General features: G+C 68.6%; 17 protein-coding genes and 1 pseudogene. 10 read left to right on the top strand and 8 right to left on the bottom strand.

What is annotated here, in order from left to right; all coding sequences use genetic code 11:
• The first annotated feature begins 351 nt into the window (after window positions 1-351).
• From fdxA to AWB92_RS24220, 3 genes are read left to right on the top strand one after another with little or no spacing between them, the layout of a single operon-like run.
• On the top strand, window positions 352-678 hold the full coding sequence (gene fdxA, locus AWB92_RS24230) for a ferredoxin (protein WP_068132416.1): 327 nt from the start codon (window positions 352-354) through the stop codon (window positions 676-678).
• 8 nt (window positions 679-686) lie between these two features.
• Complete coding sequence (gene dapC / locus AWB92_RS24225; protein WP_142282289.1) at window positions 687-1,772, top strand: succinyldiaminopimelate transaminase; 1,086 nt, start codon at window positions 687-689, stop codon at window positions 1,770-1,772.
• Window positions 1,773-1,818: 46 nt separating this feature from the next.
• Entirely contained in the window at window positions 1,819-4,155 is a 2,337-nt protein-coding gene (locus AWB92_RS24220; protein WP_085190334.1) for an APC family permease, read from the top strand.
• 35 nt (window positions 4,156-4,190) lie between these two features.
• On the opposite strand, the gene AWB92_RS24215 is transcribed toward AWB92_RS24220, so the two are convergent.
• The 4 genes from AWB92_RS24215 to AWB92_RS24200 all read right to left on the bottom strand — a co-directional run bounded on the left by AWB92_RS24215 (window position 4,191) and on the right by AWB92_RS24200 (window position 7,055).
• A complete protein-coding gene (locus tag AWB92_RS24215; RefSeq protein WP_085190180.1) occupies window positions 4,191-4,835 on the bottom strand; it encodes a GAP family protein in 645 nt (214 codons plus the stop codon).
• 29 nt (window positions 4,836-4,864) lie between these two features.
• Window positions 4,865-5,992, bottom strand: coding sequence for a YeiH family protein (locus AWB92_RS24210; protein WP_085190178.1), 1,128 nt, complete (start codon window positions 5,990-5,992; stop codon window positions 4,865-4,867).
• 4 nt (window positions 5,993-5,996) lie between these two features.
• Complete coding sequence (locus AWB92_RS30130) at window positions 5,997-6,134, bottom strand: hypothetical protein (protein ID WP_173817477.1); 138 nt, start codon at window positions 6,132-6,134, stop codon at window positions 5,997-5,999.
• Window positions 6,135-6,251: 117 nt separating this feature from the next.
• On the bottom strand, window positions 6,252-7,055 hold the full coding sequence (locus AWB92_RS24200; RefSeq protein WP_085190174.1) for a Stf0 family sulfotransferase: 804 nt from the start codon (window positions 7,053-7,055) through the stop codon (window positions 6,252-6,254).
• Between the two features lie 171 nt (window positions 7,056-7,226).
• Here AWB92_RS24200 and AWB92_RS24195 point away from each other — a divergent pair, with 171 nt between their 5' ends.
• From AWB92_RS24195 to AWB92_RS29635, 3 genes and pseudogenes are all read left to right on the top strand, one after another.
• On the top strand, window positions 7,227-7,694 hold the full coding sequence (locus AWB92_RS24195; protein ID WP_142282288.1) for a hypothetical protein: 468 nt from the start codon (window positions 7,227-7,229) through the stop codon (window positions 7,692-7,694).
• A 130-nt stretch (window positions 7,695-7,824) separates the two neighbouring features.
• The gene (locus AWB92_RS24190) at window positions 7,825-8,139 is read left to right on the top strand and encodes a hypothetical protein (RefSeq protein WP_085190170.1); all 315 of its coding nucleotides are present in this window, start codon (window positions 7,825-7,827) and stop codon (window positions 8,137-8,139) included.
• A 678-nt stretch (window positions 8,140-8,817) separates the two neighbouring features.
• Window positions 8,818-8,922: pseudogene (locus tag AWB92_RS29635) on the top strand (SHOCT domain-containing protein); the annotation flags it as partial.
• Window positions 8,923-8,941: 19 nt separating this feature from the next.
• On the opposite strand, the gene AWB92_RS24180 reads toward AWB92_RS29635, so the two are convergent.
• Together AWB92_RS24180 and AWB92_RS24175 are read right to left on the bottom strand one after the other, a co-directional pair.
• The gene (locus AWB92_RS24180; protein WP_085190165.1) at window positions 8,942-10,456 is read right to left on the bottom strand and encodes an HNH endonuclease signature motif containing protein; all 1,515 of its coding nucleotides are present in this window, start codon (window positions 10,454-10,456) and stop codon (window positions 8,942-8,944) included.
• A gap of 80 nt (window positions 10,457-10,536) precedes the next feature.
• A complete protein-coding gene (locus AWB92_RS24175; RefSeq protein ID WP_085190163.1) occupies window positions 10,537-12,117 on the bottom strand; it encodes a helix-turn-helix domain-containing protein in 1,581 nt (526 codons plus the stop codon).
• A gap of 84 nt (window positions 12,118-12,201) precedes the next feature.
• Between AWB92_RS24175 and pruA the strand changes: the two genes are divergently transcribed.
• From pruA to AWB92_RS24155, 4 genes are all read left to right on the top strand, one after another.
• On the top strand, window positions 12,202-13,833 hold the full coding sequence (gene pruA / locus AWB92_RS24170; RefSeq protein WP_085190161.1) for an L-glutamate gamma-semialdehyde dehydrogenase: 1,632 nt from the start codon (window positions 12,202-12,204) through the stop codon (window positions 13,831-13,833).
• Complete coding sequence (locus tag AWB92_RS24165; protein WP_085190159.1) at window positions 13,833-14,792, top strand: proline dehydrogenase family protein; 960 nt, start codon at window positions 13,833-13,835, stop codon at window positions 14,790-14,792. The genes pruA and AWB92_RS24165 overlap by 1 nt, the downstream gene beginning before the upstream one ends.
• A 108-nt stretch (window positions 14,793-14,900) precedes the next feature.
• A complete protein-coding gene (locus AWB92_RS24160) occupies window positions 14,901-15,116 on the top strand; it encodes a hypothetical protein (RefSeq protein WP_085190157.1) in 216 nt (71 codons plus the stop codon).
• Window positions 15,117-15,148: 32 nt separating this feature from the next.
• The gene (locus tag AWB92_RS24155) at window positions 15,149-15,892 is read left to right on the top strand and encodes an MBL fold metallo-hydrolase (RefSeq protein WP_085190156.1); all 744 of its coding nucleotides are present in this window, start codon (window positions 15,149-15,151) and stop codon (window positions 15,890-15,892) included.
• Between the two features lie 102 nt (window positions 15,893-15,994).
• Here the strand turns inward: AWB92_RS24155 and AWB92_RS24150 are convergent, their stop codons facing one another.
• Complete coding sequence (locus AWB92_RS24150; protein WP_085190155.1) at window positions 15,995-16,600, bottom strand: TetR/AcrR family transcriptional regulator; 606 nt, start codon at window positions 16,598-16,600, stop codon at window positions 15,995-15,997.
• Complete coding sequence (locus tag AWB92_RS24145; RefSeq protein ID WP_085190154.1) at window positions 16,600-17,670, bottom strand: zinc-binding dehydrogenase; 1,071 nt, start codon at window positions 17,668-17,670, stop codon at window positions 16,600-16,602. The genes AWB92_RS24150 and AWB92_RS24145 overlap by 1 nt, the downstream gene beginning before the upstream one ends.

Here is a 17,670-nt window from a genome sequence, read left to right as displayed (position 1 = left end):
TCAATGCACCGTCGATAAAACGGCGACGACATTGCCCAACGGTTGCCGTCTGCGGTCGAGGCTACCAGGCCCCGTGAGCAATCTTCTATCGCAACCGTTATCGCACAGGAACTTCTAATCGTAACTATGCGCAGGTCAGGGCGTTATACGTGGGTGTTCGCCCTCGGTGAAATGCCGCAGGGGCCGCCGCACCCGGCCCGGCCCCGACACGTTAGCGAACCGGCGGGGTGCCGAGTGGTTGACGTGTATGTGCAACGTCTAGTATCAGTAACCGAATGCTTGCGCTGACGCGGCCGGAGCGCCGCGGCGAGCCGAACCGCAGCCCACACGCAGTACATGGAGGAGATGTCTGTGACGTACACGATCGCCGAGCCCTGCGTCGACATCAAGGACAAGGCATGCATCGAGGAATGCCCGGTCGACTGCATCTATGAGGGTGCCCGGATGCTGTACATCCACCCCGATGAGTGCGTCGACTGTGGGGCCTGTGAGCCGGTCTGCCCCGTCGAAGCGATCTATTACGAAGACGACGTGCCGGAGCAGTGGAGCCAGTACACACAGATCAACGCCGACTTCTTTGCTGAGCTGGGGTCGCCGGGTGGCGCTGCGAAGGTCGGTCTGACCGAGAACGACCCGCAGGTCGTCAAGGACCTGCCGCCCCAGGGCGAGGGCGACTGAGCGGAACGGTGTCGGCGTCCCTGCCGGAGTTTCCCTGGGACACGCTGGCCGACGCGAAGGCGAGGGCCGCGGCGCATCCGGACGGAATCGTCGACCTGTCCGTCGGCACCCCGGTAGACCCAGTCGCGCCGCTGATCCGGGAGGCGCTGGCGGCCGCCAGCTCGGCCCCCGGGTACCCCGCCACCGCCGGCACGGCGCGACTGCGCGAATCGGCGGTCGCCGCGCTGGCCCGCCGTTTCGGGATCACCGGGCTGACCGAGGCGGCCGTGCTGCCGGTGATCGGCAGCAAGGAACTCATCGCCTGGCTGCCGACGCTGCTGGGCCTGGGCCGCGAGGCCCTGATCGTGGTGCCGGAGCTGGCCTACCCGACGTATGACGTGGGCGCGCGGCTGGCCGGGGCCCCGGTGCTGCGCGCCGACTCGCTGACCCAGGTGGGCCCGCAATCCCCGACGCTGTTCTACCTGAACTCGCCGAGCAACCCGACCGGTCGGGTGCTGGGCGTCGACCACCTGCGCAAGGTCGTCGGATGGGCGCGCGAGCGGGGGGTGATCGTCGCCTCCGACGAGTGCTACCTGGGGCTGGGCTGGGACGCCGAACCGCTGTCGGTGTTGCATCCCTCGGTGTGCGACGGCGACCATACCGGGCTGCTCGCGATCCACTCGCTGTCGAAGAGCTCGTCGCTGGCCGGTTATCGGGCCGGCCTGGTCGCCGGGGATCCGGCCCTGGTCGGCGAGCTGCTCGCGGTGCGCAAACACGCCGGAATGATCGTGCCGACGCCGGTGCAGGCCGCCATGGTGGCAGCGCTCGACGACGACGGCCACGAGCGGGTGCAGCGCGAGCGGTACGAACGGCGGCGCGCCGCCCTGTTGCCCGCGCTGCGCTCCGCCGGTTTCGCCGTCGACCATTCCGAGGCCGGCCTCTATCTCTGGGCCACCCGCGGCGAGCCGTGCCGGGACAGCGTCTCGCGGCTTGCCTCCCTCGGCATCCTGGTGGCGCCCGGCGACTTCTACGGCCCGGGCGGTGCCCGGCACGTGCGGGTCGCGCTGACCGCCACCGACGAGCGCATCGCCGCGGCGGTCTCGCGGCTGACTTAGCCCGTCCGCCCGCCGCGCGAACCGGCCGAGCGGCAGAATGCAGGTCGTGACAACTTCTACGAGCAAGGTCCCGATCCCGACGTCGGTCGGGGACATCGCCAAGCGCGTGTTTCTCGGGAAGCCGCTGATCACCGAGAAGCTGACACACGAGAGGCTTTCTAACGGGGTTGCGCTCGGCGCGCTTGCACCCGACGCGATCTCGTCCACCGCCTACGGCAGCGAACAGATCCTGATCGAGCTGCTGCCGGCTGCGGGGCTGGCGGCATTCACGTTGTTGCTGCCCATTAACGGCGTGATTTTGGTGATCCTGGCTTTGGTGGCCGCGTCCTACCGCCAGGTTGTGATGGCCTACACCCGTGCGGGCGGCTCATACATCGTGGCACGCGAGAATTTCGGGCCCCGGGTGGCGCAGGTCGCCGCCGCCGCGTTGTTGATCGACTACGTGGTCACCGTGGCGGTGCAGACGGCCGCGGGCACGGTGGCGGTGGTGTCGGCGATCCCGGTGCTCGGTCCCTACAGCCTGGCGATCACGGTGGGTGTGGTGATCGTCATGTGCTACGCAAACCTGCGCGGGTTGAAGGAAGCGGGGCGGCCGTTCGCCGTTGCGACGTATTTCTTCGTCGCGATGATCGGCTTGACGATCGCGACCGGCGTCATTCGCGAGATATTTTGGGGATTACCGACTTACGACGCGGAGCACATCGCCGGGGCGGTGCCGGTTCATCGAGGGGACGGCCTGGTGATGGGCGCGACGGTGCTAGTGTTGCTGCGTGCGTTCGCCAACGGCGGTTCGTCGCTGACGGGGGTCGAGGCGATCTCCAACACGGTGAACGTCTTCCGTAAGCCGCAGGGACGCAACGCCCGCCGGGTGCTCACCATCATGGCGTGCATACTCGGGTTCTTGCTGGCCGGCGTCGCCTACCTGACGTTCGTCACCCACTCGACGCCGTTCGAGGCCGGATATCCGTCGGTGCTGTCGCAGGTTGCCCGCGCGGTTTTCGGCAACGGGGCGATTGGCAACGTCCTGTTCATTCTCGTGCAGGCGTCGACCGCCGCCATCCTGTTCACCGGCGGTAATACCAGCTTCAACGGATTCCCCGCGCTGGCGAGCTTCGTCGCCGAAGACCGTTTCCTGCCGCGCCAGCTGATGAAACGCGGCCACCGGCTGGTGTTTTCGAACGGCATCATCACGCTGACGGGGCTTTCGGTGGTGCTGCTGCTGGCGACCGGCGGCTCGGTCACCGCCCTCGTCCCGTTCTACGCGATCGGCGTGTTCACCGGTTTCTCGATGGCCGGCTACGGGATGACCAAACACCATCTCACCCATCGGGAGCCGGGGTGGCGACGGCGCCTCGCGATCAACCTGTCCGCGGCGATCCTGTCGACCATCGTGGTGGGAATCTTCGCGGTGGCGAAGTTCACCGAGGGCGCCTGGCTGGTGGTCGTGGTCTTTCCCGTGCTGGTGTTCGCGCTGACGCGGCTGAACCGCGAATACCGCGCCGAGGCGGCCATCCTCGAGATGTTCCGCACGGACCGCCCCGAATTGGTGAAGTACGCCCGGCACAAGGTGTTCGTGTTCGTGAACTCCCTCGACCTCGCGGTCATCGAAGCGCTGCGCTACGGCAGGGGGCTGCGCGCCGACGAATTGGTCGCGGTGCACTTCATGGTGGACGACGCCCACGCGAAGGCGTTGCGAAAGCGTTGGGACGACTTCGATCTCGACACCCCGCTGCGGGTGGTCGACTGCCCGGACCGCCGGGTCACGCGTGCCGCGCAGGTGCTGGTCGCCAAGGCGCGCGACGAACACCGGAACACCAACGTCACCGTGCTGCTGCCCCGCCGGACTTACGCCCCGCTGTTGGGGCGCCTGCTGCACGACCGCACCGCCGACAAGGTGGCCCGGGCGGTCAGCCTGATCCCGGACGCCGCGGCGACCATCGTTCCCTACGACGTGGATTCGCGGATCAAGGAGGCTTACCCCGAAGGGTTCGAGCAACGAATCTCCCGCGAGCTCGACAAGATCGAGGCGTGGGTCTCGAGGGACGAGGAACAGGAAGTCGAAGCCTACGAACACCCCGATCGGTCGGCGTCGGTGATCACCGTCGGGGGTCTTATTCCCGGGCAGCGCGCCACCTTTGAGGGGCGGGTCAACGAAGTCGAGGACGTCAACGAACGCAGGCGCACCGTCCGGCGCGTCGTCGTCGGGGACAACAGCGGCGAGATCTGCGTGACATTCCGGCACGGCCGCGGCGGCGCCGACATCCAGCCCGGTCAGCTGCTGCGGATCACCGGCAAGCCCCGGCAGAGCGGCACCCAACCGATGGCGCTGGTCGACCCCGCGTATCACATCATCGAGGACCCCGCGAAGGCCGCCGGGTCCTGAAACGACTGGCGGCCCTGCTGGTTTCGGTGTTGGCCTCAGATACCGGCTAGGCCGACCGCCAGCAGGACGCACCCGACCGCGGCCAGCAGCGCGGTGACCTCGATGCGGCGGCGCGAGCGGATCCAGTTGTGCAGCGCCGCCATCGAGTCGCGCGTCGCTTGGGGCGCCAGCAGGTAGACCACGAGGGGAATCTCCACCAGGGCGAAGGCCACGGCGTTGAACATCAGCAGCGCGCCGACCTGCGTGGCGGCCGCGGCACCCGACGCCAGGATGACGGCCAGCGCGGCCAGATAGTCGACCGACGGCAACGCGATTCCGAGGCCGGCCGCGCCCGCCACCCACAGCGACCGCCCGGCCACCAGCCGCTGCGCGCGCGTCGTCACCGTTTCCGGGACGGCCACCCGGTTGCGGGTCAGGACCAGCGCGGCCGCGGCCAACAGCGCCAGTACGCCGATGCAGACCTGCACCCGCGGCAGCGTGAGGTACGTCGACCACAGCAGCCTGCGCCGCAAGACGAACAGCACGACCAGGCCCACGCTCATGCCCATCGCGAAGCCGCCGCACAGGAACGCCAGCAGCTGCAGCATCGGCCGTGGCCGGTTCAACATCAGTACCGTCATGCCGACCCGGAAGGGTTCGAGGCTGACGGCGACGGCCATCACCAGGATGGTGATCCACATTGCGGGCCAGGTTACCGCCCGGGTATCCGCTAGGCCGTTACGCCCCAATGCAAGACGCGGGAGGTGAGCAGGACGATGCCGAGCGACACCGTCGCGACGACGGTGAGGCCGATGACCGCGACGACCAGCGGGCGCCACCCGGTGCGGGCGATCTGCCGGATGTCGGTGTTGAGGCCCACGCCGGCGAATGTGAGCAGGAACGCCCATTTCGACACGTTGGCCAGGTTGGCGGTTTGCCCCTTGGTCAGCCAGTGCGCGGTGGCGATCGCCGAGACGGCCAGGAAACCCAGCACGAACTTCGGGAACTTCGTCCAGACGAACACGGCCTTGGCCTTGAAGCCGGGGGCGATCTCGTCGGCCTGGCCGCGCGCGGCCCAATACAGCGCGAAGCCCAGGACGACGAAACCGATCAGGGCGTTGCGGGTCGACTTGACCAGCACGGCGATCTTGCCGGCGTGGTCGGAGAACAGATAGCCCGTGGCGGTGGTTTCGGCGGTGTTGTCCACCGCCAGCCCCGCCCAGATGCCGAATTCGCGATCGGTCAGGCCGATCGAGTGTCCCAGCGGCGGCAGCACGAACAGGGCCACCGCGCCCAGCGCCAGGATCGCGGCGATCGCGTAGGCCACGTCGGAGTTGCGCGCCCGGATCGCGCCCTTGGCGGCGATGATCGCGGACACCCCGCAGATCGAGGTGCCGATGGCCAGGAGGGAGCCGAGTTTTCCGGACAACCCGAATGCGCGGGCGGCGACGATGATGATGGTTCCCGCGACCGCCATGTCGACCAGAATCTGGATCAGGCTCAGCCCGCCCAGCTTGGCGATGTCGCCGAGCACGAACCGGGCCCCCAGCACCACGATCCCGACCTTGAGCCAGAACTCGTAGGTTTGCACACCGGGGCGAAATATCCGGTGCAGGCCGACGGTGTTGGTGATCAGCAGCCCAATCACGATGGCCCACAACACGTATTCGATGTCGGGGACGTGCCAGTGGTGGTGTTTGGCCAGCGCGTTCCACCAGATCTGGGCGTATTTGCCCAGCAGGCCCACGCCGATCAGCAGCAGGATGCCCGGCACGTAATCCAGCGGCCGCCGGCTGGTGAAGGCGGGCTCGTCGAGCGCGTCTTCGTATTCTGGGGATTGGACTTCGGTGGTGCTCACGCGATCACCACGGAATCTTCGGCAGCACGTTGGCCACCGCCAATGCGGTGATCACGCCGGCGAGCAAGGTCGCCCACCAGTCCACCGACACCGAGCCGAGCCGCTCGCGCCAACCGAGCGGCTTCGAATCCTGTTCGCTCACGATGACATCGTTGTCCGGCCGGCGCCGGCGACCAAGCGATTGGCTCGCGCTGAATTTAGGTCGACGGCCCGGTCGAAACCGGCGGCGGCGCAAGGGCGGTGCCCGCGTTCGTCGCCGTTAGGTTGGTAGCCCGTCTCGCTCGGCGTCCGCGCGGTACCGTTCCACCCACTCGTCGGAGCGTTGGTCGGCTTGGCGCTCCAGCACCGGCTGCGGCGCCAGCCGCGGGTCGAGGCCCAGTTCCTCGAGGATGGTTCCCACCACCTGAGTCAGGTTGCGCCACAACACCGGATAGGGAACTTCGATCCGCTTGACGTCTTCCTCGACAAACCACCTCCGCCAGCCCTCCTCCTGAGCACGCAACATGCGGACCACGTGCGCGATCGCCCCGGCGTGGTAGACGGCGCGCGCGTCGCGCGCCGGATCGGGCCTGCCCCGCCACACCCGCGTCTGCACCGCGCGCCAGAACGACACGGCTTGGGAGATCACGTCGGGTCGGTGCACGTGGATGAGCAGCGGCTCTTCGCCGATGACGTCGCGGATCGCGGCCCTCAGGCCGTCGCCCGATCGCTCGGGGAGGTCTTTGGCGCGGCTCAACAGCAGCGGCGTCTGGTTCCACATCAGCTTGCCGCCCCACACGCCGTTCGGGGTTCGCCCGACGGTGCGGATGTAGTCGCGCCAGACCTCGGCCGGCGCGAGGTCCGGCTTCCCCTCGTCGAGCGGATCGAGCAGGCTCAGGATCGACGCGTCGTCCACATCGGCGAACCACTCCCGCGGCTGCGGGGCCTGGCTGGTGGTTTGCAGGTATTGGAAGAACTCCTGCGGCTCGCCGGCGACGCCGGTCGCGCGCAGCGATTCGACCAGCAGCGTGCTGCCGCTGCGCTGGGAAGCCAGCACCAAATATGACGACGGCTTTCTTGTCACCAAAGAAGCCTATCCGGATCGAAACCCGCTGCAAGACATGGAATTGTCTTCATGGTGAAAATAACTATTGTGGCGCGGCGGGCGGTCCCGGATGCGATGATTACCGGCGTGCAAAAGTTGCCTTTCGGCTTGTTCATGCCGCACCCGAACATCGCGGGAAGGGAGCACCGAATGAACAGGATCTCCGCGGCGGTTGCCGTTGTCGCCCCGGCCCTATTGCTTTTCGGCGCGGCGAGCGCGCACGCCGACGACAATTACCAGCAGTTCGCGTCCGCGTCGGGAGACATTCGATGCATTCTCAACGGCGAGGACGCTCCGCTGCCGATTGCCGTGTGCCAGATCGGTGACCACACCTACCCGGTCCCGCAGGCAGTGGGCCGGGACAAGAATGGGGGACCGTGTCCGCCCGGATCGGATCTGGGTCGCGATTTCCGGCTCGACCAGGGCCAGGCTCCCTACGTCGCCTGCACGTACTCGGCGCTCGGTTCGGGGGCGGGGTCGTGGCCGGCGCTCGGCTTGGGTCAGTCGAGATCGCTCGGCGCGATCACGTGCAGCAGCCAGCCCGATGGGGTGACGTGCACCGACGCCGGGACCGGGCACTTTTTCCGGGTGTCCCGCGAGTCGTATCAATTGGGCTGACGGGGTTATTCGACGCCTGTCTTTTAATGTAATAATTGTCGGTCGCGACAAATAGCTTTCGAAATTCGGCGGGTTTATTTCGTTTAATTTCTGGGTCGCTCGGGTAAAACTCGACATGTCCCCTAAGAAATTGCACACACGCCAATACTGTGGCACCGGCCGGAGCGCCACTCGGGCCATCACCACCGCCGCGGCCGTCGGCCTGGCCGCCTGGTTTGGCACCGGCTTCGCACACTCCGACACCAACCGCGAGCGCGAAGCGTGTGCGCTGATGGACGATCACGCCGACGCGATGATCCAGGGGTATTCGTCGTATGCGGGGCAGTACGCCTTCGTGGTGCTGTCCAAGGAAATGCCGCCACTGGATGCGGCGCACGTCCTGAAGGCCGCCACCATTGACGTCTGCCCCAACCATGCGGGCGATCTGCCGGTCGACTGGCAATAGGAAGACCGAGCGAAAAGACCGGCCGCGCAATGGGATCGCTTAGCTTCTCCCCTCGCAGCGCGGGTCGATGCTAGTTGGTGCGGCGGACATCTCCTCAGTCATCGAAAACCTTGTTCATGAGAGTTGGCCCAACCATGCTCTGTATACGCGCCATCACAAGTTGACGCTCGCAGATCACCGGCCGGCGAAATGGTTTTCCACACGGGCGTGGCATCGGCGAGTGACGACGCCCTACCGCCGCGGCTTGCGGGGTGGGACCATTTGCTCATGGACCGGTATGGCCCTGAGAAACGCATCGGCGAGTTAGACCGCCAGTTGGCCGAGCAGGCCGCAGAGGTGATGCGAGCATTCGGCCCAGAAGGAGCAAAGTGGCCCACGCTCGGCCTCCTCAGCCCCGACGCCGGTGGGGGCATCGATCAAAGCCTGCTCTCCTCCTGGTGTTTTCATAATCCCGCGCTTCCCCCGTTTGTGAGCGTGTTGGAGGTTGTGCAGCTCTTGGAGCGTGCCGGACTCGTCTGCCAAACTTGGATTGACCATGGTGGAACCCGCCACTGGAGCGCCACGCAGTTGGGCTTGGCGGCCCTGGCCGAAGGGAAGGACGTTGTCCTGCAGCGCATTTCGGAATGCCTTGGGATCGCGCCGGGAATGAGCCCACCCGCTGCCACGCCGCCGCGGCGGTCGATCGCCCAGCGACTGCAAGAGCTGGAAACACTGCGCGCCACGGGGGTGATCTCGGAGGCCGAGTACGCCGCCAAGCGCGAGCAGATCATCAACGAGATATGAAGCGCTCGCCGGTCAATCCCTAGAAGGGCGGGGGCTTGTTGCGTTCGGCGACGCGGTCGGCGTTGAGGGCGCGTTCGGCGTCGATGCGGCGGTTGCGGTCTTGTTCACGGGTGCGTCGCCGGGTGGGCATCATGATCCCGCGGTCGCCCGGCGGTGGGGATGTCGTTGGGGCAGCAGGTAATTCGCCCGTTGGCAGACATAGCGTCGGAAACAGCAGCCGGCTGCCCGGATAGGTCTTGTATTTGCGTCCGCTCGGCGAGGTCCACACCACGGTGCCGTCGGGCCACTGCGCGTCGCGCCAGCCGGGCCAGAACGTCTTGATCAGGTGATGTTTGCGGCACAGGCATTTGAGGTTGGACGGATGGGTGGGCCCCAGCGGGTAGGGGATGGTGTGGTCGATGTCGACGAATTCGGCGGGCCGGTCGCAGCCCGGAAAGCGACAGGTCATATCGCGGCAGCGGATGAACCGCTGTAGCTGCGCCGAGGGCCGGTAGTTCGGTTCGGGTAAGGCATCGGCGGGAAAGCGCACCGGCGTGACCTTGGCTCCGGCGCGGATCAACTCGGCGACCATCGACGCGGGCAGCGTGCCGCCGCCGAGCAGATGCGCGGCCGGGGGCCGCGGCGTGCGCGGCAGGTGAGGTTCGGGCTCGGGGGCCAGCGCCTCGGCCAGGGTCATCCCCGGGGTGATCGGTCGCGACGGGCGCTCGCCGGAAGTGTGCGGGTCGGGCTGGGCGTCCAACGTGTCCTCGCGGGCGACGACGTGGACGACGACTGCGCCGGCGCGCGGGTCGGCCTCCCCGGCAGCAGGGCACTCGGCGCCACCGCACGCGCAGGCGAGGTATTGACCCCCCGCGGCCAGGGCGCCCAGCGCGTCGGCGCGGCGCTGATCGAGCGTGCGGGGATCGTCCCGGCAAACCTGCCCGGCCATGTGGGTCAGTTGGCGCTCCAACACGGCCGCGTCGGTGGCCAGCAGCGAACCCCACAGGGCTGCGGTGCCGGACTGGTCGTCTGCGGGGCTGATCGTGACGTGGCGCCCGCGCGCGCCGGCGCGGGCGCGTCGCAGGGCCCCGGGGTCGTGGCGATCCACGATGGCGTCGATGGCCTGCGCGGTCTTGCTCACCGACATCGGGCCGAAGTGCCTGGCGTCGGCGGCCAGCGCCTCGTCGACCAACCGCAGTGTGTCGGGGTCTTTGATCAGGTCGGTGTGCCACACCATCGCCGAGGCCAGCCGCACGCTGACGGCGCCCTCGGCGAACAGGGCCGCGACCTTGGGCAAGCGGTCGCGCAGCGCCACCGCCAAATACATCTGCCCCGACGCCAGCGCATGGCTAATGCACTGCGCCGCGGCCACTTCGGCGGCTATTGCATCCCAGTTGTCGCACGACCAGTGCGCGCGATCCGTCGGGCCATCGGCGCGGCGGGTGACCAGCTCGGCGATCGCCGCCAACCGGTGCGCCGCGGCGGCCGACTCGGCGCGAGCGCCGTCGGTGATAGCGTCCACCACGTCGGCGTCCGGCGCCTGGGAATCGAACATAGTTTCGAACCTAGTGATCCCGACTGACGTGAACCGTTAGTGAGAAGCCCAATTGTGGACAAACTGCCAACTGTGGATAACTAGGCTGGGCGTTCGGTAACCCGCAACCCGAGCGAGAACACCAGTCGCACTTCGGGATCCGACATCGAGGCGCCGAGCAACTTCTCGATCCGCCGCACCCGGTAGCGGACGGTGTTTGGATGCACCCGCAGCGCGGACGCGGCGGCGCCGACGTCGCCGAAGCTGTCCAGGTAGGTGCGCAGCGTCTCGGCCAGCACGGGATCCTGCTCCCGTAGGTCGCGGATCCGGGGATCGACCAGGCGCTTGTCGGCGCCGACCAGGGTGACGATCTCGTCGAGCAGGACGGTGGTCCGCGCCTCGGCCAGCGTGGTCACCTGTCCGAGAATCGGGTGTCGCTCGGCGCTGTCGAGCACGCGGTCCACCTCCGCGCGCGCCGCGGCGACCTCGGTGAGGGCCACGACCGGCGCGGCGATGGCCGCGCGTAGCTCGACGCCGAGTTCGGTGCGCAGCGCGCCGATCGTGCCGCGCACCCACGAGGTGACCGACCGGGTGGGCGCGGTCTGCGGCAGCAGCGCATAGATGCGCGAGCCGCGCGCGGCGACCTGAGCGTCGCGGCGAAAGGCGCTGGCGCTCAACGCCAGGACGTCGGCCAGCCGCGGATGCCGGGCCCGGGTGTCCCAGCCGATGAGCGCGGCGGTCCCGTCGGCGGCGAGACCGAGTTCGCGGGCGATGGCGGGCACATCGGCGGGCTCGTCGTCGGTGAGGCCGAGGAGTTGCTGCACCCGTCGCGCATGGGTGGACGGCCGAGCGGCCAGCCGGGCCATGATCCGGGCGGCCAAAACCGCTGCCCCGCGCAACATCTCGTCGGCGTCGTCGGCCAGCGGCTGCGATCCCTGCTGCACCCAGATGGTGCCGGCGAATGTCGGCGGCCGGCGCGCACCGGCCGTTGGCTGATGGATCCCGATCGCCAGCCGCGGGCGCAGGCCCAACTCCGGGCGCTCGGCGACGCGCACGACCTCGCCGCTGGACCGCAGCGCATCGAAGATGCCCCACTGGCCGATCCACTCCAGATGCTCGGGCGGGCCGGCGCGCCCCAGGATGGACAGGCGGCGCAGCTCGTCGGCCTCGTCGTTGGAGGCCGAGTAGGCGAGCACCTGCGACTGGGCGTTTTCGATGGAGACCATGCCGTGGACGCGGTCCGCCAGCGACTGCGCCAGGCCGAACAGGTCGGTGCCCGAATCGTCGACGGGATCGCCACGGTCGCCGTGATGTTCCAGGACGTGGTTGACCAATTGGTAGAGCCGTTCCCAGCGCGCCCGCGGTTCGACGGCCACCACCGCCGACCCGGCCGCGACCGCCGTCGCCACCAGGGCGGCCGACGGCTCCTTGGCGAAAATGGCGACCGGCGCGCGCGCTTGTTGGTCGAGCCATCGCAGCGCCTCGTCGTCGCGGACCCCGAGCAGGAAGAAGACGTCGGCCGCACCGGCCGCCGCGGCCAGGCCCAGCCGCACGTCGTCGGAATCGATGAGCGCCGCCGATCCCACCGGCAGGTCGAGGCCGCGGGGGGCGTCCACCAGGCTGACCAGCGTCGCGTCCAGCGCGAGCAGCAGCTGGCCCAGGCCGACCCGCGCCGTTTGCATGTTGTCTGATCCTACTACTCAATGCCGCAATTCTTGTCCAATCGGCTAACAGGATCCTGGCCCGCGCGGGGGACCCTTAGCGGCATGGACGCGATCACCCAGGTTCCACTGCCGAGCAACGAGCCGGTTCACGACTACGCCCCGAAATCCCCCGAACGCGCGCGCCTGCTCACCGAACTCAGCGCACTCGCCGACAACCCGAGCGACCTGCCGCATGTCATCGCCGGCAACCACCGGATGGGCGACGGCGAGCGCATCGACGTCGTCCAGCCGCACCGGCACGCCGCGACACTGGGCACCCTGACCAACGCCGGGCACGCCGACGCGACGGCCGCCATCGAGGCCGCGATGGCCGCCAAGGACGCCTGGGCGGCGATGCCCTTCGACGAGCGGGCCGCGGTGTTCCTCCGGGCCGCCGACCTACTGGCCGGGCCGTGGCGGGAAAAGATCGCGGCCGCGACGATGCTCGGCCAGTCCAAGTCCGCCTACCAGGCCGAGATCGACTCGCCGTGCGAGCAGGTCGACTTCTGGCGGTTCAACGTCGCGTTCTCTCGACAGATCCTGGCGCAGCAGCCGATCAGCGGACCCGGCGAGTGGAACCGCAGCGAATACCGCCCGTTGGACGGCTTCGTCTACGCGATCACGCCGTTCAACTTCACCTCGATCGCCGGCAACCTGCCGACCGCGCCCGCGCTGATGGGCAACACCGTCGTCTGGAAGCCGTCCATCACCCAGACGCTGTCGGCGTATCTGACCATGCAATTGCTGGAGGCCGCGGGCCTGCCGCCCGGCGTGATCAACCTGGTGACCGGCGACGGGTTCGCGGTTTCCGATGTGGCCCTGGACGATCCGCGGCTGGCCGGCATCCACTTCACCGGGTCGACGACCACCTTCGAACAGCTGTGGCAGCGGGTCGGCGCGAACATCGGCCGTTACCGCAGCTATCCGCGGCTGGTCGGGGAGACGGGCGGCAAGGACTTCGTCGTCGCGCACGCCTCGGCGCGTCCGGATGTGTTGTGCACGGCGCTGATTCGCGGGGCCTTCGACTACCAGGGGCAGAAATGCTCGGCGGCGTCGCGGGCGTTCGTCGCGCATTCGGTGTGGCAGCGCATGGGCGACGAGTTCCTGGGCAAGACGGCCGCGCTGCGCTACGGCGACATCACCGACCTGACCAACTACGGCGGCGCCCTGATCGACCGGCGCGCCTTCATCAAGAACGTCGACGCCATCGAGCGGGCGAAGGGCGCGCCCGGGATGACCATCGCGGTGGGCGGCGAATACGACGACGCCTTCGGCTATTTCGTGCGGCCGACCGTGCTGCTGTCCGACGACCCGACCGACGAGTCCTTTGCGACCGAGTACTTCGGCCCGCTGCTATCGGTGCACGTCTATCCCGACGACCAGTACGAACGAATCCTCGACGTCATCGACACCGGTTCGCGGTACGCGTTGACCGGCGCGGTCATCGCCGACGACCGGGCCGCGGTGCTGACCGCGCAGGAGCGGCTGCGGTTCGCCGCCGGGAACTTCTATGTCAACGACAAGCCGACCGGGGCGGTGGTCGGGCGCCAGCCGTTCGGCGGTTCGCGCGGGTCCGGCACCAACGACAAGGCCGGATCGGTGCTGAACCTGCTGCGCTGGACGTCGGCCCGCACCATCAAGGAGACGTTCGTCCCGGCCACCGACCACACCTATCCGCACATGGCGGCCGACTGATGGGCGGGCTGTTCGCCCGCACCGTGCGTCCGGCCATCATGGCGGCCCGGCGGCGCGAGGGGTTGCGCCGGGCCGCCGAGCGGTTGCCGATCACCCGCCGGGTGGTGCGCCGGTTCGTGCCGGGGGAGACGATCGAGTCCACGCTCAAGAGCGTTGCTGCGCTGCGTGATTCGGGCCGCTGGGTCAGCGTCGACTACCTCGGCGAGGACGTCACCGACGCCGACGACGCCGACGCGGCGACGCAGACTTACCTGGATCTGATCGAGGCGCTGGGCCGGTCCGGCGAGTTGGGTGACGACGGCGGCCGGCCGCTGGAGGTGTCGCTCAAACTGTCGGCGCTGGGCCAGTCGCTGGAGCGCGACGGCGAGAAGATCGCGCGGGAGAACGCCTGGTCCATCTGCTCGGCCGCGCGGCGCGCGGGTATCTGGGTGACGGTGGACGCCGAGGACCACACCACCACCGACTCGACGCTGTCGATCGTGCACGACCTGCGCGCCGACTTCCCTTGGCTGGGTGCGGTTTTGCAGGCCTACCTGCGGCGCACGCTGGGCGACTGCGAGGAATTCGCCGCGTCCGGCGCACGGATCCGGTTGTGCAAGGGCGCCTATGACGAGCCGGCGTCGGTGGCCTACCGGGACGCCGCCGACGTCGCCGACTCGTACTTGCGTTGCCTTCGGGTGCTGATGGCGGGGTCGGGCTATCCGATGGTCGCGACGCATGATCCGGCCATCATTTCCCTGGTGCCCGCCATGGTGGCCGAATCCGGCCGCGTCGCCGGAGATCTCGAATACCAGATGCTCTACGGCATCCGCGACGGCGAGCAGCGACGGTTGGCCGACGCGGGCAACCGCGTGCGGGTATACGTGCCGTTCGGCACCCAGTGGTACGGATACTTCCTGCGGCGGCTCGCCGAGCGGCCGGCCAACCTGGCGTTCTTCCTGCGCGCGCTGACGCATTGAGTGTGAACGCACGGCGTTGAATGTGAACCCAGGGTGAAGATTTCGCCGAAATCCCGCCTAGTCGCAACACTCAACGCCCAGGATGCACACTCGATATAGATTCGGGCCATGCGTATCAAGCAGCTGTTGGCCGGTTTCACCGTCGCCGCGGCGCTGGGGGTGGGCGCATCCGGTATCGGCGCCGGCGCGGCGCACGCCGACCCCCCGCCACCCCCGCCGCCCGGGCAGCCCGCGGGTCCGCCGCCCACGCCGCCGCCGGCGCCGCCGGCCCCGCCGTGGTCGCCGCCCCTGGACTTCCCGATTCCGGTGCCTGGCGCGGGTTAGCGGTCGCGTGCGCCGGGCGTAGCCTCTCGGGCATGAGCCTGGTTGTCGATGAGATGCCCGACATCGGCGTCACGCGGGTGTCGCGCTGGATCTTCAACTGCTATGTCGTGCGGGGCGACGACGGCGTGGTGGTGGTCGACGCCGGGCTGCCGCGGGTCGCCGGCGATCTCGCTGCGGTGCTGTGCCGCGGCGGAACCCTGCAGGCCGTGGTGGCGACGCACGGACACAGCGACCACGTGGCCGGCGCGGTGGAACTGGCTGCGCGGCACCGCGCGCCGATCTGGTTGCCCGAGGCGACGCTCACCTACCTCGACGGCGTGAAACCGCGCACCCCGACGCCGGCCAAGGCCGCGACGATCTGGCCCACCATGATCGACCAGCCGCTCGACCGGGTCGGCGTGGCCGGCCTCGTCGGCGGCGCCCGGGTGGCGGGATATGGCACGCCGCTCGGCATGCGCTGGAGGGGTCCGGCGCCGGCCGGCGGCCTCGCCGACGGCCAGCCGCTGCCCGGCGCGCCGGAGTGGACGGTGATCAATGCGAACGGTCACACCGACGACAGCGTCGCGCTGTGGAACCCGACGACCCGGACGCTGCTGTCCGGTGACGCCGTGCTGACCGTTCGCGGAAGGGTTTGGCACACAACCGAAATCGTCGACGCGTCCAGCGCCGCCGCCACCCGCGAGCGTCTGGAGGAACTACCCGTTGCGCACCTGCTCCCGGGCCACGGCCGCCCGGTGCATGTCGCCGAAACCGTTTGGCCGCAACAGCGCCGCTGAGTGTGAAGTCGGGTACTTGAGTGTGAGCACAAGGTGGAAAAATCGCCCGAATCCCGCCATGGATGCACACGCAACGCCGTGGTTGCACACTCGATGCCGCCGCTAACCGCGGCGGGGTCGCGGGCGATCGCTGCCGAAGCCCCGCACCACGTGTGCGCGCACAAACTCCGCCGCCACCTCGGGATCGTCCATGTCCAGGGTCGACGACGGGGTGCTGAAGAGCGAGAAGAGTATCCGGGCGAACCATTCGCCGGCCGCCTCGATGTCGAGGTCTTTGCGGACCTCACCGGTGAGCCGCGCCGCGGCGAGATACGGCGCGAAGAAGTCGACGCACTCGCGCAGCAACACCGCGGCGTCCTTGGTAAGCAGCAGGCTGACCGCGTCCTCGTCGAAGTACTTCTCGGAGGCGATGACCCGCCGCGCCTGGGTCACGAAAACCGCTGCGCGGCAGAGCTTGTCCTCGAGCGAGCTGCCCTGGGCCATCGCCCTGGACATCTCGCGGTAGAAGCGTTCGGACGCGTGTTCGGCGCACGCCTCGATGATTTCGGCCTTGTCGCTGAAGTACTCGTAGATGGTGCTGCGCGACACGCCGGCTGTCCGGGCGATGTCGACGATCGTCGCCTTCTGCAGCCCCTGCTTGCCAAAACAAACGAATGCGGACTCGACGATGAGTTCCCGCGTATCGGTGGTTTCCGCCGCTTGTGACATCACGGCACCAACGCTCCCCGCGGCACCAGCCCGGCATCGGCCGCGGCGAAGGCCTCGTTGACGTCGTCCAGCCGGAAGGGCTTGGGCATCAGCCGATCGAACGGAAAATCGGTGTGCCGCAGGAAGGACAAGCCGATCGCCAGCGTGACCGGGTCGTAGAGCATCACGCCGCGCACCGACTTGTTGCCGTAGACGAGGGCGCTGGGGTCGAGCTCGAAGGTGCGCCCCATCCCGACGTTGCCGACCTCGAGCAGGGTGCCGCCGTTGTTCAAGAAGCCGATTCCGTCGGGGATGACGCCTGGCACGCCCACGACCTCGAGCACCCAGTCGGCGCCGATGCCGTCGGTGTGTGCACGGACAAGCTCGGTCACCTCGTACGACGAGATGTCGCTGGCATCGATGCAATGGGTCGCGCCGAAATCCGATGCGACGTCGAGCCGTTCGGCGATCTTGTCGATGACGATGACGGCCGCTGCGCCGGCGGTCCGGGCCACGGCGGCGGCGTTGATGCCCAACCCGCCCGCGCCCTGGATGACGACCGTGTCGCCCAGCCGCACGTCGCGCAGCGCGAACAGCACTTGCGCCAGAGCACAATTGAGCGGTGTCACGGCTTCGTCGGGGAGTTCCTCGGGCACCTTGTACAACGGCTGCCGCCGGCTGGTGTAGTAGTACTCGCCGTGCGCGGCCACGAAGTGCGGGGCCTGCTCGTGCGTGCGATATTCGCCGGCCATCAGGTTCTGGCACGCGTACGACCTGCCGCGCGCGCACGCGTGACACTGCCCGCAGGTCCAGAAGTACGGTGTGACGACGCGGTCGCCGACGGTGAGCGGCTTGCCGGTCGCGTCGGTCGTCATCCCCTCGCCGAGTTCGACTATCTCGCCAACCATTTCGTGACCCAGGGCAAACGGGCACGGCAACGGCAGCTCGCCCCGGAAGATGTGCAGGTCGGATCCGCAGATCCCCGCCATCCGCAGTCGCAGCGCCGCCGTCCCCGGCGCGGGCGCGGTGAGCGGGAATTCGGCCAGCGCGATCGGCCCCCCGGGTGCGGTCAATACCGCGAGCTTGGGCAT

It is taken from the genome of Mycobacterium sp. IEC1808 (assembly GCF_002101935.1).
Taxonomy (GTDB): domain Bacteria; phylum Actinomycetota; class Actinomycetes; order Mycobacteriales; family Mycobacteriaceae; genus Mycobacterium.
The sequence above is the reverse complement of the archived record's forward strand: the minus strand, read 5'-3'. Positions and strand labels throughout refer to the sequence as shown.

Coding starts and splice junctions, on each gene's coding strand:
- AWB92_RS24215 (WP_085190180.1), bottom strand. CDS start 4,835: ATGTGGATCACCATCCTGGTGATGGCCGTCGCCGTCAGCCTCGAACCC.
- AWB92_RS24195 (WP_142282288.1), top strand. CDS start 7,227: ATGAACAGGATCTCCGCGGCGGTTGCCGTTGTCGCCCCGGCCCTATTG.
- AWB92_RS24180 (WP_085190165.1), bottom strand. CDS start 10,456: ATGTTCGATTCCCAGGCGCCGGACGCCGACGTGGTGGACGCTATCACC.
- AWB92_RS24175 (WP_085190163.1), bottom strand. CDS start 12,117: ATGCAAACGGCGCGGGTCGGCCTGGGCCAGCTGCTGCTCGCGCTGGAC.
- pruA (WP_085190161.1), top strand. CDS start 12,202: ATGGACGCGATCACCCAGGTTCCACTGCCGAGCAACGAGCCGGTTCAC.
- AWB92_RS24165 (WP_085190159.1), top strand. CDS start 13,833: ATGGGCGGGCTGTTCGCCCGCACCGTGCGTCCGGCCATCATGGCGGCC.
- AWB92_RS24160 (WP_085190157.1), top strand. CDS start 14,901: ATGCGTATCAAGCAGCTGTTGGCCGGTTTCACCGTCGCCGCGGCGCTG.
- AWB92_RS24155 (WP_085190156.1), top strand. CDS start 15,149: ATGAGCCTGGTTGTCGATGAGATGCCCGACATCGGCGTCACGCGGGTG.
- AWB92_RS24150 (WP_085190155.1), bottom strand. CDS start 16,600: ATGTCACAAGCGGCGGAAACCACCGATACGCGGGAACTCATCGTCGAG.
- AWB92_RS24145 (WP_085190154.1), bottom strand. CDS start 17,670: ATGCCCAAGCTCGCGGTATTGACCGCACCCGGGGGGCCGATCGCGCTG.